General features: G+C 71.2%; 11 protein-coding genes. 6 read left to right on the top strand and 5 right to left on the bottom strand.

Annotation, left to right across the window (positions count from 1 at the left end):
* Positions 1–14 precede the first annotated feature (14 nt).
* Positions 15–1547 (top strand): NAD(P)H-hydrate dehydratase, encoded by a 1533-nt coding sequence (locus D7X32_RS15605; protein WP_120603337.1) that lies wholly within the window; start codon positions 15–17, stop codon positions 1545–1547.
* Positions 1544–2029: a tRNA (adenosine(37)-N6)-threonylcarbamoyltransferase complex ATPase subunit type 1 TsaE gene (gene tsaE / locus D7X32_RS15600; RefSeq protein ID WP_120603336.1), complete on the top strand. Its 486-nt coding sequence runs from the start codon at positions 1544–1546 to the stop codon at positions 2027–2029. The genes D7X32_RS15605 and tsaE overlap by 4 nt, the downstream gene beginning before the upstream one ends.
* A gap of 1 nt (position 2030) precedes the next feature.
* Here tsaE and D7X32_RS15595 read toward each other — a convergent pair whose 3' ends face one another.
* The 5 genes from D7X32_RS15595 to D7X32_RS15575 form a co-directional block, all read right to left on the bottom strand.
* On the bottom strand, positions 2031–2900 hold the full coding sequence (locus tag D7X32_RS15595; RefSeq protein WP_120603335.1) for a class II glutamine amidotransferase: 870 nt from the start codon (positions 2898–2900) through the stop codon (positions 2031–2033).
* 87 nt (positions 2901–2987) lie between these two features.
* Positions 2988–4253, bottom strand: coding sequence for an imidazolonepropionase (hutI, locus tag D7X32_RS15590; protein WP_120603334.1), 1266 nt, complete (start codon positions 4251–4253; stop codon positions 2988–2990).
* A 2-nt stretch (positions 4254–4255) separates the two neighbouring features.
* A complete protein-coding gene (locus D7X32_RS15585) occupies positions 4256–4975 on the bottom strand; it encodes a hypothetical protein (protein WP_120603361.1) in 720 nt (239 codons plus the stop codon).
* A 10-nt stretch (positions 4976–4985) separates the two neighbouring features.
* Positions 4986–6641, bottom strand: a complete 1656-nt coding sequence (gene hutU / locus D7X32_RS15580) for a urocanate hydratase (RefSeq protein ID WP_120595766.1) — start codon at positions 6639–6641, stop codon at positions 4986–4988.
* A 128-nt stretch (positions 6642–6769) separates the two neighbouring features.
* Entirely contained in the window at positions 6770–7192 is a 423-nt protein-coding gene (locus D7X32_RS15575; protein ID WP_120603333.1) for a hypothetical protein, read from the bottom strand.
* 190 nt (positions 7193–7382) lie between these two features.
* On the opposite strand from D7X32_RS15575, the gene D7X32_RS15570 reads away from it, so the two are divergent.
* The 4 genes from D7X32_RS15570 to D7X32_RS15555 all read left to right on the top strand — a co-directional run bounded on the left by D7X32_RS15570 (position 7383) and on the right by D7X32_RS15555 (position 15250).
* Entirely contained in the window at positions 7383–9743 is a 2361-nt protein-coding gene (locus tag D7X32_RS15570; protein WP_120603332.1) for an FdhF/YdeP family oxidoreductase, read from the top strand.
* Positions 9744–9758: 15 nt separating this feature from the next.
* Complete coding sequence (locus D7X32_RS15565) at positions 9759–11984, top strand: hypothetical protein (protein WP_120603331.1); 2226 nt, start codon at positions 9759–9761, stop codon at positions 11982–11984.
* Between the two features lie 185 nt (positions 11985–12169).
* Complete coding sequence (locus D7X32_RS15560) at positions 12170–13924, top strand: hypothetical protein (RefSeq protein ID WP_147450167.1); 1755 nt, start codon at positions 12170–12172, stop codon at positions 13922–13924.
* 48 nt (positions 13925–13972) lie between these two features.
* Complete coding sequence (locus D7X32_RS15555; protein ID WP_120603329.1) at positions 13973–15250, top strand: sigma-54 interaction domain-containing protein; 1278 nt, start codon at positions 13973–13975, stop codon at positions 15248–15250.
* Positions 15251–15275 lie beyond the last annotated feature (25 nt).

Genomic DNA, 15275 nt, shown 5'->3' with positions numbered 1-15275 from the left:
GGAGGTTGGAACCCATGCAGCGCGTGCTCACCGCGAACCAGATGCGCGAGGCCGAGAAGGCCGCCCAGGACCAGCACGGGATGCCGTCCGGGTTGTTGATGGAGAACGCGGGCCGGGCGCTCGCGGAGGCCGCCCGGAGTGTCGCGGGCAAGGGCGGGCGCTTCACGGTGCTCTGCGGCCCCGGCAACAACGGTGGGGATGGCCTGGTCGCCGCGCGCTTCCTGTTGGAGGGGGGCGCTCGCGTGGTGGTGTCGCTGGTGGGGGACACCGGGAAGCTCACCCCGGAGGCGAAGCGCAACCTCCAGGCGCTGGAGGGCTTCGGTGAGTCGCCGCGTGCCTTCGAGGCGCTGCCGGAGGCGGGCCCGGGCGACGTGGTGGTGGATGCCCTCTTCGGCACCGGCCTGAAGCGCGCGCCCGAGGGCGTCTTCGCGGACGCCCTTGGCACCGTGGCGCGGTGGCGGCGCGCGGGGGCGAAGGTGGTGGCCGCGGACGTGCCGTCCGGCCTGCAGAGCGACACCGCGGAGCCCTTCTCGCCGTGCGTGGAGGCGGACGTCACGGTGGCCTTCGGCTTCGTGAAGCCCGCGCATGAGCTGGAGCCCGGTGCTTCGCTGTGCGGCGACGTGCGGCGGGTGGACATCGGCCTGGGCGGTGAGTCCACGCGCGCGGTGTCCGGCGCGGAGCTGTTCCGGGTGGAGGAGAAGGACGCGCGGGAGGCGCTGCCCAAGCGCCGCGCGGATTCGCACAAGGGCACCTACGGCCACGTGCTGGTGGTGGCGGGCAGCCCGGGCAAGACGGGCGCCGCGGCGATGGTGGCCCTGGCCGCGCTGCGCAGCGGGGCGGGGCTCGTCACGGTGGCCACGCGCGCGGAGGCGCTGCCGTGGGTGATGGCGCACTCGCCGGAGATCATGGGCGTCGCGCTGCCCGGTGAAGGCCCGCTGGGGAAGGGCGACCTGGAGGCACTCAAGGCCGCGTTGGAGGGCAAGGACGCGCTAGTGATGGGCCCGGGCATCCCCCGGGGTCCGGAGACGGGCGCGCTGATTGGCGACCTCTTGGCCTCGGTGGACGTTCCCGCGGTGCTGGACGCGGACGCGCTCAACGCGGTGGCGGAGGACCTCACGGTGCTGCGCCGGGCGAAGGGGCCCGTGCTGCTCACGCCGCACCCCGGGGAGATGGCGCGGCTGTGGGGCCGGACGACGAAGGACGTGCAGGCGCACCGCGTGGGCGTGGCGCTCAACATGGCCACGTCGCTCAACGTCACGGTGGTGCTCAAGGGGTCGCGCACGCTCATCGCGGAGGCAGGCGGCCGCGTGTTCATCAACCCCACGGGCAACGCGGGCATGGCCACCGGCGGCACCGGTGACGTGCTGTCGGGCGTGTGCGGCGCGCTGCTCGCGCAGGGCATCCCGCTGCCCAGGGCCGCGTGGACGGCCGTCTACGCGCACGGGCTCGCGGGCGACCTGATGGCCCAGCAGCGCGGGCTGATGGGCCTCATCGCCACGGACCTCCTGGTGGGCCTGGGCCACGTCTGGGTGCGGTGGGAACGATGAGCGGTGCGGCGCAGCCCACGCGCTCACGGCGGCTGGTGTCGCCTTCGCCGGAGGAGACGCACCGGCTGGGCGTGAAGCTGGGGCAGCTGCTCCAGCCCGGGGACTTCGTGGGGCTGGTTGGCGACCTGGGCGCGGGCAAGACGCACCTGGTGCGCGGCGTGGCGGAAGGGGCGGGCGTGGCGCAGTCCGAGGTGGCCAGTCCCACCTTCGCCATCGTGTACCCGTACGAAGGCCGCATCCCGCTGTACCACGCGGACCTCTACCGCCTGACGGACTACGACGAGCTGTACGCCACCGGGTTCCTGGACCTGGTGGGAGGCGATCACGCGATGCTGGTGGAGTGGCTGGACCGCATCCCCCAGGCCGCGCCGCGCGACTTCCTGCGCGTCACGCTCCGCCATGCGGGAGAGGACGCGCGGAGCCTCGACGTGGAGGCCTTCGGCGCGCGTCCGGCGGCGCTGCTCGAGGCGTGGCTGGGCTGAATCAGGCCACGGAGTGCTGGGCCTGCGGCCGCGGGTTCAGCACCCCGTCCGCCAGCGTCTGCACCTTCCAGCGGTGGAACACGAGCCGCGAGTCCACGCCCACCACGTCCTCTTCATCCACGGGCACCCAGTGCGGCCCGCCGCACAGCGACTCGCTGGCGACCAGGAACTGCTGCAGCGGCACGCCCGTGTTCGGCGCGCGCAGGCCTTCAGGGCAGCCGCCGATGCCGGAGGAGATGAAGAGGGTGCGGTTGCGGCGCGTGGCCACCATCGCCTCGCCGTCCGTGACGAGGAAGTTCATCGCGGAGCGTTCCTTCGGCTCGCGGCTTCCCGGCACGTCCGTCAGCGTGGACACCAGCGTCATCGTCTCCGCGAGCGCCTGCGCCATCGCCTCCACGCTCACTGTTCCGTCGAGCGGCCCGCGCGCCGACAGCCGCGACAGGAACAGGTAGAAGCAGCGCTCGCTGTCCGTGGTGCCCTTGATGTTGACGCGCAGCTCCGGGTGGATGAGCCCTTCCACGGTGGCCTTGTGCTTCGCGAACTCGCGCAGCGTGCCGTTGTGCACAAAGGACCAGCGGCCGAAGTGGAACGGGTGCGAATTGCGCAGCTCCACCGCTCCCACGCTCGCCTGGCGGATGTGCGCCACCACGGTGCGCGCGGAGACCTGGCTCGACACGCGCTCGAAGTCGGGGTCGCTGTGCGCGGGACCCACGCCGTGCGCGACGAGCGGGGCGCACTCCGGGCCATAGGTAGCGATGCCCCAGCCGTCCTTGTGCTCACGCGACTGGATGAGGAGGGAATTCCTCTCGGTCACCAGAGCAGTGTGGACCGCGGCGGGAACGGCGGATCTGAATCCAAATAATCGGCACATGGTGGCAGCTGATCTCTACAACGGCCGGCCCACGAGGGAAGTTCCACCTGCCCCCTCGGCCGATGCCAGTTGTTCAGCGGCATCCACTCAGGGGCAGTGATTCATTCGCGCGCGAAACACCACACGTCCACCCTTCACCACCACGCGCGCGTGACTGATACCCAGATGATAAGGCAGATGCCTGTAACTGCGACAGGCGAACACCACCAGGTCGCCCGCATCACCTACGGCCAGACGCCCCTGCCGTTGCAACCCCAAGCATTGCGCGGCCCCTCGGGTGGCGGCCCAGTAGGCCTCCGCGGCTGACAGGCCGTTCTCCAGGCAGGCGAGCCCCAGCACCAGGGCCGTGTTTTCCGTCATGGAAGAACCGGGATTTACGTTGGAACCCAAAGCAATGTTGACGCCCGCGTCACGCAGCTTCCGGCCGGGCGCGTAGGGGCGCATGCGCAGGAAGAGGGTGGAGGTGGGCACGAGCACGGCGGTGACGTTCGCGGCGGCGAGCGCGCGGATGCCCTCGTCCGTCACCTGCTCCAGGTGGTCCGCGCTGGCGGCCCCCACCTCCGCGGCGAGCGCTGATGCGCCACACGCGGTGAGCTGATCCGCGTGCAGGCGCGGCGTGAGGCCCAGCGCCCTGGCCGCGTTGAGCAGCCGGCGCGACTCGTCCACTGTGAAGGCGCTCTCCTCCGTGAAGACGTCACAGAAGCGCGCCAGGCCCTCGCGCGCCACGGCGGGCAAGATCTCGTTGATACACAGGTCCAAGTACTCGGCGCGGCGGCTCTTGTACTCCGCGGGCACGGCGTGCGCGCACAGCAGCGTGGGCACCAGCTCCAGCGGTGACAGCGCACCCAGCCGGCGCACCGCGCGCAGCATCTTGAGCTCATCCGCCAGGGACAGGCCGTAGCCGCTCTTCACCTCGGCGGTCGTCACGCCCTGCGCGAGCAGCCGCTCCAGGCGGGGCAGGGCGAGCGTCGCCAGCTCCTCCTCGCTCGCGGCGCGCGTGGCGCTCACCGTGTTGACGATGCCGCCGCCCGCCTTCGCGATTTCGAGATACGTGGCGCCCTGGTTGCGCAGGTCGAACTCGTGGGAGCGCTCGCCCGCGAACACCAGGTGCGTGTGCGGATCCACGAAGCCCGGGCCCACGAAGCCGCCCTCGGCGTCGATGACCTCCGTCGCGTCCGTGAGCGCGCCCTTCGGCAGGCCCGCCTCCGGGCCCACGTAGGCCACGCGTCCGTCCTTCACGCCAATGCCCGCTCCCGGGCGCGGGGTGAGGGCGGTCTCCGCGGGCTCGCGGTGGGTGCCCTCCACGGTGAGCACCTCGGAGGTGTTGCGCACCCACAGGTCCAGGGCTTCCATGCTCAGCGTCCTCCGCGTGCGCCCACGACGGGCGCGTTCCAGCTGGTGTCGCCCGAGTGCGCCCGGCCGAAGCCGCCGGACAGCTCCAGCTTCGTGCGCGTCTCGCCGAACTTGAGCTGCGCCGCCACCACGGCGCCGTAGAAGTACGTCGTCACCTGCGAGCCGGGGTTCACCAGTGACTGCTGCACGCTGATGAACGGCACCAGGCCCAGCGACATGCCGGGCTCCGGCTGCACGGTGAACGCGCAGGTGGCCTCCGCGCCGAACAGGCTGCTGGTGCTGTCGTTCTCTCCCAGGCCGAAGTCGGACGCGCCCCGCAGGGAGAGGGCCGGCGACAGGCCCAGCCGCTCCGAACCGATGTAGTACGACACGCCGGTGTAGACGCCGTAGGCGGGCACGGGCAGGCCGACGAATTCGCCCTGCAGGCCCAGGTGCCACGCCAGCCGTTCGCTCACGGGCACCGTCACCGAGCCGTCGAGGGCGATGCCCCACTGGTTGGCCACGAAGGGCTTCGCGTCGCCCTGGAAGGCGTCGTTCTCCCCGCGCTCCGACAGCTGCGGGGCGTTGAGGCGGGGGCCGGCGCGCACGCCCACCTGGAAGAAGTTCTCCTGGGGCAGGCCCGGGCCCATGCGCATCACCATGGGCCCGGCGGTGGTGGGTGTGCAGGCCGCGAGCACACCCATCACCGCGGTCATCACGAAGGCTCGGACGCGAACTGGCATCCGGCGCACTCTAGGCGGTGAGGCCGGGAATGCGCACGCCCCGCTCCTTCGCCACGTCGATGGCCTCCGGGTAGCCCGCGTCCGCGTGGCGCAGCACGCCCATGCCGGGGTCGGACGTGAGCACGCGCTCGATGCGGCGCGCGGCCTCCGGCGTGCCGTCCGCGACGATGACCTGGCCCGCGTGCAGCGAGTAGCCCATGCCCACGCCGCCGCCGTGGTGGAACGACACCCACGAGGCGCCGTTCACCGCGTTCACCAGCGCGTTGAGGATGGGCCAGTCCGCCACCGCGTCCGAGCCGTCCTTCATGGCCTCCGTCTCGCGGTTGGGGGACGCCACGCTGCCGCAGTCCAGGTGGTCGCGGCCAATCACGATGGGCGCCTTCACCTCGCCCTTGCGCACCAGCTCGTTGAAGGCGAGGCCCGCCTTGGCGCGCTCGCCGTAGCCCAGCCAGCAGATGCGCGCGGGCAGGCCCTGGAACGCCACGCGCTCCTGGGCCATGTCCAGCCAGCGGTTGAGCGACGCCTTCTGGGGGAAGAGCTCGCGCACCGCGCGGTCCGTGCGGCGGATGTCCTCCGGGTCTCCGGACAGCGCCACCCAGCGGAAGGGCCCCAGGCCCTCGCAGAACAGCGGGCGGATGTACGCGGGCACGAAGCCGGGGAACTCGAAGGCGTTCTGCATGCCGCCCACCTTCGCCTGGCCGCGCAGGTTGTTGCCGTAGTCGAACACGTGGCTGCCGGCGGCCTGGAAGTCGTTCATGGCCTGCACGTGCATGATCATCGACTCGCGGGCGCGCTTCACGTAGCCCTCGGGGTCGCGCTTGCGCAGCTCCGCGGCGGCCTCCAGCGACAGGTCCGTGGGGATGTAGCCGTTGAGCGGATCATGCGCGCTCGTCTGATCCGTGACGAGGTCCGGCTTGATGCCGCGCTTGTACAGCTCCCGGAACACCGACGCCGCGTTGCCGATGATGCCGATGGAGCGGCCCACGCGCTTCTGTTGCGCGTCCTTCGCCAGCGCCAGCGCTTCATCCAGGTCCTTGGCCACGACGTCCAGGTAGCGCGTCTCCACGCGGCGCTGGGCGCGGTGCGGATCGATTTCAACGCCCAGGAACACGGCGTTGTTCATGGTCGCGGCCAGGGGCTGCGCGCCGCCCATGCCGCCCAGACCGCCGGAGAGGATGAGCCGGCCGGCCAGGTCCTCGCTGCCGAAGTGGAAGCGGCCCGCGGCGGCGAAGGTCTCGTAGGTGCCCTGCAGGATGCCCTGCGTGCCGATGTAGATCCACGAGCCGGCCGTCATCTGGCCGTACATCATCAGGCCCTTCTTCTCCAGCTCGTGGAAGTGCTCCCAGTTGGCCCAGTGGCCCACGAGGTTGGAGTTGGCGATGAGCACGCGCGGCGCGTCCGGGTGCGTGCGCAGGATGCCCACGGGCTTGCCGGACTGCACGAGCAGCGTCTCGTCGTCGGTGAGGCTCTGGAGGCTGGCGACGATGCGGTCGAACGAAGGCCAGTCCCGGGCGGCCTTGCCGGTGCCGCCGTAGACGACCAGGTCCCCGGGCTGCTCGGCCACGTCCGGGTCGAGGTTGTTCATCAGCATCCGGAGCGCGGCCTCCTGCACCCAGCCCTTGCAGGAGAGGGTGGTGCCGCGAGAGGCGCGGATGATGCGGGACATGCGGAAGACTCCTGGAAAGAGGGCGCCAGGAAGGGGCGCTTTGGCGGGCACCCTAACCGAACCCCCGGGGCAGCGGGGGGCCGCCGTGCATGGCGGACGTCCCCCCGTGACCTGTTGGACGCCGTGCGTCAGTAGTCCTGGCGCGCGTCCACGTAGGCGCTGAAGTGGTACCGGTAGGTGCTGTCGTAGAACTTGATGGCGTTGCCCACCGACGCGTCCAGGCCATAGGCGCTGCCGGTGCAGCCCGCGCAGATGAGCACGCCATTGCGCTGGATGTTCCACAGGCCGGTGATGTTGAAGGCGGTGACGGACGTGACGGACGAGCCCACCAGGTTGAAGTCGTAGGTGTTGCCGTTGGCGACGCCGTGGAAGCTCGCGTAGGCGGCGAAGGTGCTCTCGTTCCAGCTGATGTTCAGGTTGACGCCGGAGGCCGGGTAGGTGCCGGTGTTGTCGCCGATGTACAGACCGTGGGTGGACTGGATGCTGTGCGCGGCCAGGGCAGGGGCGGACAGGAGCAGCGCGGCGGCGGCGAAGGGACGGATGGCGTTCATGTGAAGGCACTCCAGGACTGCGGGGGGCGCGGGCGCCTCTCAAGGGCACGCCGCTTGTGAGACATCCTGCATGAGTCCCGGGAAGCTTGGAATGCCAGTTTCCGGGTGATACCGGGAGAGCCGCGCCAAGCCCCCCGCCTGTCGGGAACGCGCGGGCGCGGTAGAGTCGCGCCGCGCGAAGAGGTGGGACATGGATCAGGGACAGGACGGGGAGGGGAACGCACTGGCGGTGCCGGCGGCGCAGCCACCGCTGGAGGCCCGGCCTCCGGACGTGGGGCCGGTGAAGACGGTGGCGGGCGGGGTCCCCGCGGTCCTGAGCGCGTTCAAGCATGTGCTGGGGGAAGCGGGCCCGTGGCGCGGCGGCAAGCTCATCTGGAAGATCAACCAGCAGGACGGCTTCGACTGTCCGGGGTGCGCCTGGCCTGATCCGTCCCACCGCTCCGTGCAGGAGTACTGCGAGAACGGCGCGAAGGCGGTGGCGGAGGAGGGCACGCAGGAGCGCGTGACGCCGGAGTTCTTTCGCGAGTGGAGCGTGGCGCGGCTCGCGGAGCAGTCCGACCTGTGGCTGGGCAAGGCGGGCCGGCTCACGCACCCCATGGTGCTGCGCGAGGGCGCGACGCACTACGCGCCCCTCTCCTGGGACGAGGCCTTCGCGCTGGTGGCGGAGGAGCTGAACGCGCTGGGGTCTCCGGACGAGGCGGCCTTCTACACGTCCGGCCGCACGAGCAACGAAGCCGCGTTCCTGTATCAGCTGTTCGTTCGGCAGTTCGGCACCAACAACCTGCCGGACTGCTCGAACATGTGTCACGAGTCCAGCGGCACGGGGCTCTCGGAGACGATTGGCATTGGGAAGGGGTCCGTGACGCTGGAGGACTTCGACCACGCGCAGGCCATCTTCGTCATCGGGCAGAACCCGGGCACCAACCACCCTCGCATGCTGACGGCGCTCCAGGCCGCCGCGCGCCGGGGGTGTGAAATCGTCAGCGTCAACCCGCTGCCGGAGACGGGGCTCAACCGCTTCAAGCACCCGCAGGAGGTGCTGCACCTGTTCGGCCCGGGCACGGCGCTGAACAAGCTGTTCCTCCAGGTGCGCATCAACGGCGACGTGGCGCTGCTCCAGGGACTGGGCAAGGCGCTGCTGGAGCGGGAGGCGAAGGCGCCGGGTACGGTGGTGGACCGGGCCTTCGTCGCGAGCAAGACGGCGGGCTTCGACGCGTACGCGGCGCACCTGGGCACCGTGTCCTGGGACGACGTGGTGGAGGAGAGCGGGGTGCCGCGAGACCAGCTTGAGGCGGCGGCGGACATCCTGGCGCGCTCCGGGCGCACCATCTTCTGCTGGGCCATGGGGCTCACGCAGCACAAGAACGCGGTGGGCAACGTGCAGGAGGTGGTGAACCTCACGCTGTTGCGCGGCAGCATCGGCAAGCAGGGCGCGGGCGTGTGCCCGGTGCGCGGTCACAGCAACGTGCAGGGCGACCGCACCATGGGCATCTGGGAGCACGCGAAGCCGGAGTTCATGGACGCGCTGTCGCGCGAGTTCGGCTTCGCGCCGCCACGCCACACCGGGCTGGACACGGTGGGGACGATCCAGGCGCTGCATGACGGGGGCGTGAAGGTGTTCTTCGCCATGGGCGGCAACTTCCTGTCGGCCACGCCGGACACGGAGTTCACCGCGCGGGCGCTCCGCCGTGCGCGGCTCACGGTGCACGTGTCCACGAAGCTCAACCGCGCGCACCTGGTGCATGGAAAGCGCGCGCTGATCCTCCCGTGCCTGGGACGGACCGAACACGACGTGCAGGCCGCGGGGCGGCAGTTCGTGACGGTGGAGGACTCGATGGGGATGGTGCACGCGTCGCGCGGCGCCGTGGCCCCCGCGTCCGAACACCTGCTCAGCGAGCCCGTCATCGTGGCCCGGCTGGCGCAGGCGGTGCTGGGGGCGCGCTCGAAGGTGTCGTGGCTGTCGCTGGTGGAGGACTACGGCCGGGTGCGCGAGCTCATCCAGCGGTGCATCCCGGGGTTCGAGGACTTCAACCGCCGCGTGCTCGAGCCCGGCGGGTTCGCGCTGCCCAACGGTCCTCGCGAGGGGCGCTTCACGACGAAGGATGGCAAGGCGCACTTCACGGTGCATGAGATGCCGCGCCACCGGCTGGAGCCCGGGCAGCTGCTGATGATGACGCTGCGCTCGCATGATCAGTACAACACCACCGTGTATGGATTGGACGACCGCTACCGGGGCATCCGCCAGGGGCGGCGCGTGGTGTTCCTGCACCCGGAGGACGTGAAGGCGCGCGGGCTCACGGCGGGGCAGAAGGTGGACCTGACCAGCCACTTCCAGGGGGAGACGCGGGTGGCGCGCGAGTTCCTGGTGGTGCCGTACAACATCCCGCGCCAGTGCGCGGCCACATACTTCCCGGAAGCGAACGTGCTGGTGCCGGTGGACAGCTTCGCGGAGAAGAGCCGCACGCCCACGTCGAAGTCCGTGGTCATCACCGTGGCCCCGAGTCCCGTGGCCCAGGCCCTGGTCCCCGCCAGCCCCCCGAGGTCCGGGTGAGCCCGTCGAGGTCGCATGCAGCCGTTGGTTGAAGCCTCCTGGCCGGAGTCACTCCAGGCGCTCCATGCGCGCGTCGCCGCCACGGCGCCCCAGGAGGCCGTGGCGTCGAGCGCGGACTGGCGCGAGGACTTCGCCCGCTGGGTGCGCGGTGCTTCGTTGGAGGAGCGCAACCGGGCCCAGGCCGCCGCGTGGGAGCGGCTGTCCCCTGGCGAGCGTACTCCGGCCGAGCTCCTCTTCCTCCTGTCCACCCTCAACGAGCTGCTCTGGCCCTACGAGGATCCGCGCCCGGGCCTGCTGAAGCAGGTGCTCGCGCGGCAGCGCGCCGCGGTGATGGCGCTCCGCGACGCGGGCGACACGGAGAACGCCGAACGCATCCAACGCGAGACCACCGTGACCGTGTCCACGGTGCTGACGCGCTACCTCAAGCGCCACCCGGAAGCGCTGTCGACGCTGGTGCGCGACGTGCCCTGCACCTACGACGGCCGCGCGCTGCGCTTCCAGGACGCCGTGGAGGTGGACCTGAAGTACGTCATGGGCACGGGCGCGAAGTCGGTGGACCTGCTGGAGCAGCTGCGCTCCCTGCTCCCCGACACCCGCGACGGCGGCCGCGACAAGCTCACCGACTTCATCCGCACGCGCGCCGCCCGCATCCCCTGGCCCGAGGCCCGTGAAGTGCTGGGCGAACGCCTCTTCGCGCTGGCCACGTCGCCGGACGGCCGCAGCGGCATGCGCGGCTTCCTCGCGTGCTACCCCAACGGGCGCAAGGAGCCGGACTGGTGCTCGCGCGCGGGGCTCCTGCTGGCGCGCACCGTGGAGGTGGGCGGGCCGCCCGCGGTGGTGGAGAACCTCTGCGACCTGCTCACGCTCTTCGACGCGCCTCCGGTGGACGGGCTGCGCGGAGCCCTGGGCGCGCTCGTGCAGAGCGACTTCGAGACGGCCGCCGACCTGGGCCATGCGCGCTTCGTGCTCGACCACTGTCAGGGCACGATGCGCAAGAGCGAGCCCGCGCTGGCGCTCGCGCTCCTGTGGCTGGAGGAGCGCCTGTTCCGTGCCTCCATCCGGCGCGGCGTGCCGGAGGCCTTCGAGCGGCGCACCCGCGCTCGCGCGAAGCTGGAGTCACTGCCCGGCTTCACGCACCTGGTGTGGCTGGCGGAGGAGTGCGCGGAGATGTGGCCGCGCTTCCGCACGCCCGCGCGGCCCGGCCTGGACGGGCTGGTCGCCTGGCGCAAGGAGGTGACCTGGCGCATGGGCAGGAAGCCCGTGCTGCGCAAGGCGGCCATCGAGTTCCTCCTGTGGTGCGCGCCCGATGAAGCTTCGTCGGAGGCGGAGCTGGCCACGCTGGCCCTGGTGCGCACCGCCACGGACCGGCGCCAGGTGCGCCGCCTGCTGGAGCACCCGTCCCCCCGGGCCCGCTTCCGCGCCCGTGCGCTCCAGTCCTTCCTCCAGGCCGGAGCAGGGCAGGGGAAGCACGCGCCTCCCTTTGAGCCCTCCGAGCCCACGACGCTGACCGCCTCCCTGCGCCATCTGCACACGACGCGCGCGGTGCCCGTGGGCGGCCGCACGTGGCTGCGCGACCGCGACCTGGAGGACCTGCTCGTGGGCGCGGTGGGCCGCGTGGAGGCGGAAGCCGCCCAGCGTCATCCGCAGCGCTTCCGCGAGGAGACGTCGGAGCTGGTCGCGGGGCTGCTCGAAGGCCTGCGCTCGGAGCTGGAGCGCGTGCAGGCGGACCTGGGTTCGCTGGTGGCCTCACCGCTGTCCCTGTCCATGGCCGTGCACCGTCAGCCGGCCGCGCCCACGGACGGGGCCACGGAGGTGGCCTTCGTCGTGTCCGTGGAGCGCGAGGGCTTCGTGCGCACGCGCCGCGTGGTCCGCGTGCCGGTGGCGAAGCTGGAGCAGCGCGGAGAGGGGCAGTGGCTGCCAACGTTCCGCCTGGGCCGCGAGCGCCTGGATGCGCTGCTCACGCGCACGGAGGCCGCGTTCTGCCTCTTCCTGGTGCCTGCCTTCGTGCGCCCGGAGTGCTGGGTGGTGCCCGCGCGGCTGGCGCGGGCCCTGATGGAGGCGCAGGGCGCCCTGTCCGGCGTGCCGCGCGATTCCGCGCAGGGGGCGTCCCGATCCCTGGCGCAGTGGCTGGTCTACGACGTGCTGGGCCTGTGGGTGGGCGACGAACGACCCGACGTGGTGGACGCGGCGCGCGAGGGGGACACCGCCGCGGAGTTCGTGGTGGACCTCACGGTGCGCTGACCCCGCCGAAAAGCCCGGGGGAAATGTCCGGGAATATCCAGAAGCCCCGGCGTAATGCCCCATGAGGGGTGCAGGAACATGCCCGGGAGGGGTCCCGGGCCACAGGTCCAGCCGTCGGCTGACGGAAGGCATGCCTCCACGCGCGCGTCGTCGCCGTGTCTCCAGGGAAGCGAGAGGCATTCGTCATGAAGACTTCGTTGCGTGCGGTGTGGGCCCTGCTGGGCCTGGCCGTCACGGCCGGGCTGGGCGCGTGTGGTGATGGCACTGGAATGAACGCCGAGCACCGGCTCGTGTCGTCCTCCGATGAGCCCGTCCTCGCCCAGCAGACGTCGGCGCTGTCGGACACGCTGGAGCAGTACGCGGCCAAGTGTGACGCGGCCATCGGCGCGACGGTGCCGGACTTCAACTGCGAGCTGGGCACGGTGGTGCCCACGACGAATCACGTCAACGGCAAGTGTGACCGGCCCAACCGGCTCAACCAGCAGTGTGATCCGGGCAGCCGCTTCCAGGTGCTGAAGGACACGGCGGACGTGTCCATCGTCGCGCACTGCCGCAAGCAGGGGAACGCGGCGAACTACTACGGCGACATCGCCGTCATCCAGACGAACAAGAAGAACGGCGCCACCTGCTTCTACCAGGCGCTGGGCACCCTCTACGGCGCGGACGTGAAGGCGCCTTCCAAGGGCACGGGCGCGTGGAGCTGGAAGACGCCCGCGGACACGGCGTCCATCCGCTGCGTGCGCTGCCATGACAACGGGGCCATCGTCCGCTCGCCGTACCTGACGCAGGTCACCGGCGTGAACAAGCTGCCGGGCGCGGGCGACTTCGGCTTCAACCGCGACCAGCCCTACCGCTTCATCGGCGCCGACTTCGCGACGTGGAAGGCCTACAAGGTGGAGGTCGCCGGCAACGTGTGCCTGGGCTGCCACCGCATGGGCACGAACAACCAGGTGACCTACGACGACGGCGTGGCGCTGGACCTGGGCATCCGCGCGACCGCGACGTCGGAGGTGGCGAAGAACCCGCACTCGCCCGCGTCGCCCATCTGGATGACGCCGGGTTCCACGTACTACGACGCGGACAACGCGAGCGCCGCCGCCGCCATCCGCGCCTGCGCGCTGCGCCGCAATGAGGTGCCGCTGCCCAACACGTCCACGTGCCGCATCACCCAGTACACGGACGTGGGCGTCCCCAACCTCCCGGGCACCTTCACGGCGGTGTGGGAGCCGGGCACGCAGTCGGAGATCCAGGCCTACGCCCGCACCTACGCGGACTACCGCGAGAAGTATGATCAGCTCTGGTCGCAGGGCTGGCGCCTGCACACGCTGCAGCCGTACGTGGTGGGAACGCAGGTGCTCTACAACGCCGTCTGGCGCCCGGGCACCGAGGGCGAGCTCCAGCTCTACGGCGCCTCGTACACGGCCTTCCGCGCGAAGTACGACGAGCTGTGGCCGCAGGGCTGGCGCCTGAAGATCCTCCAGCCGTACGTGGTGAGCGGACAGACGTACTACACGGCCGTGTGGCGCCCGAGCACCGAGGGCGAGCTCCAGCTCTACGGCGCCACGTATGCGTCGTACCGCGCGACGTACGACTCGCTCTGGCCGCAGGGCTGGCGCCTGAAGCTGCTCCAGCCGTACGTGGTGAACGGGCAGACGTACTACACGGCCGTGTGGCGCCCGAGCACCGAGGGCGAGCTGCAGGTGTATGGCGTCACGTACGCCTCCTACCGCGCGACGTATGACTCGCTGTGGCCGCAGGGCTGGCGCCTGAAGCTGCTGGAGCCGTTCGTGGTGAACGGGCAGACGCTCTACACGGCGGTGTGGCGGCCGAGCACCGCGGGCGAGTCGCAGTGGTACGACTCGGACTACAGCGGCTACCGCGGCCGCTACGACGAGCTGTGGCCGCAGGGTTGGCGTCTGAAGATCCTCCGCGCCTACTGAGCGCGGTCCACCACACGCCCATCGGTCCCGGGGGGAACCGTGTCCTCAATGAACCTGTCGAACGAGGAGTCCGCCGTGTCGCGTTTCCACTGCGAGATGAAGCCGGAGCAGAAGGGGGCGCGCGCGCGGGCCCCGGATGAACGTCCGGGGACCTACGTGGACGGGGTCCGGTGGCGTCAGTCTCGAGCCCGGGGGCGGAGCGGATCCACGGGGGGCCATCCGCTCGCGCGCCACGACGCGCGGGACGAGGTGGTGGTGCCCGAGCGACCGGCGATGGGGCCGGACTTCGAGGACGCACTGCCGATGCCGCGAAGGCAGACGGAAGCGCTCCCTGAATTGAAGCAAGAGCCCGGTCCGCTGCCCACGTCGGAGCGGGCGACCTTCGGAGACCTGGTCGCCACCTCCGCCGCGACGCGGGCCAGCTTCGAGCGCATGGCGTGCGCGGCGGCGAGCAACGCCACGGTGCTGCTGGAAGGGGAGACGGGCACGGGCAAGAGCCGCGCGGCGCACGCCATCCACCGCTCCGGGGCCCGCGCGAACGCGCCCTTCCTCGTCGTGGACTGCGGCGCGCTCCCGCCCAACCTCCTGGAGAGCGAGCTGTTCGGCCATGAGAAGGGAGCCTTCACCGGCGCCATCCAGCGCCGCGTGGGCGCCTTCGAGGAGGCCGACGGCGGCACCATCTTCCTGGACGAAATTGGCGAACTGCCCGCCGAGCTCCAGCCGAAGCTGCTGCGCGTGCTGGAGAACCGGGAGATCCGCCGGCTGGGCTCCAACACGTACCAGGCGGTCAACGTGCGCGTCATCGCGGCCACGCACCGCGATCTGCGCGAGGAGGTCCAGGCGGGCCGCTTCCGCGCGGACCTCTACTTCCGCCTCGCGGTGGTGGGCATCCCGATTCCGTCACTGCGCGAGCGCACGGAGGACATCCCGCTCATCGTCGAGCGCATCCTCGCGGGGCTGGGCGCCACGCCCGAACAGCTCGCCAAGCTCACCACGCCGGACTTCCTCGCACGGCTCCAGCGCGCCGCCTGGCCGGGCAACGTGCGCGAATTGCGCAACCACCTGGAGCGCTGCCTCGTCTTCCAGAGCGCGCTGCCACCCACGGCGCCCGATGCCGCGAATCCCCTGGTCCCCGCCTCCCGTGCGGTGGACCCGCTGCTGACGTACGCGGAGTCGCGGCGCCGGGCGCTGGAGTCCTTCGAGCGCGACTACGTCGAAGCGCTCCTCAAGCTGCACGGAGGCAAGGTGTCCCAGGCCGCCGCCGCCGCGGACATGGACCGCGTCTACCTGTACCGGCTCTTGCGCCGGCACGGGCTCAAGAGCTGACACCGGCGGACTCACAAATCCCGGG

Origin of the sequence: Corallococcus carmarthensis (assembly GCF_003611695.1) — a bacterium.
Taxonomy (GTDB): Bacteria; Myxococcota; Myxococcia; order Myxococcales; family Myxococcaceae; genus Corallococcus; species Corallococcus carmarthensis.
The sequence above is the reverse complement of the archived record's forward strand: the minus strand, read 5'-3'. Positions and strand labels throughout refer to the sequence as shown.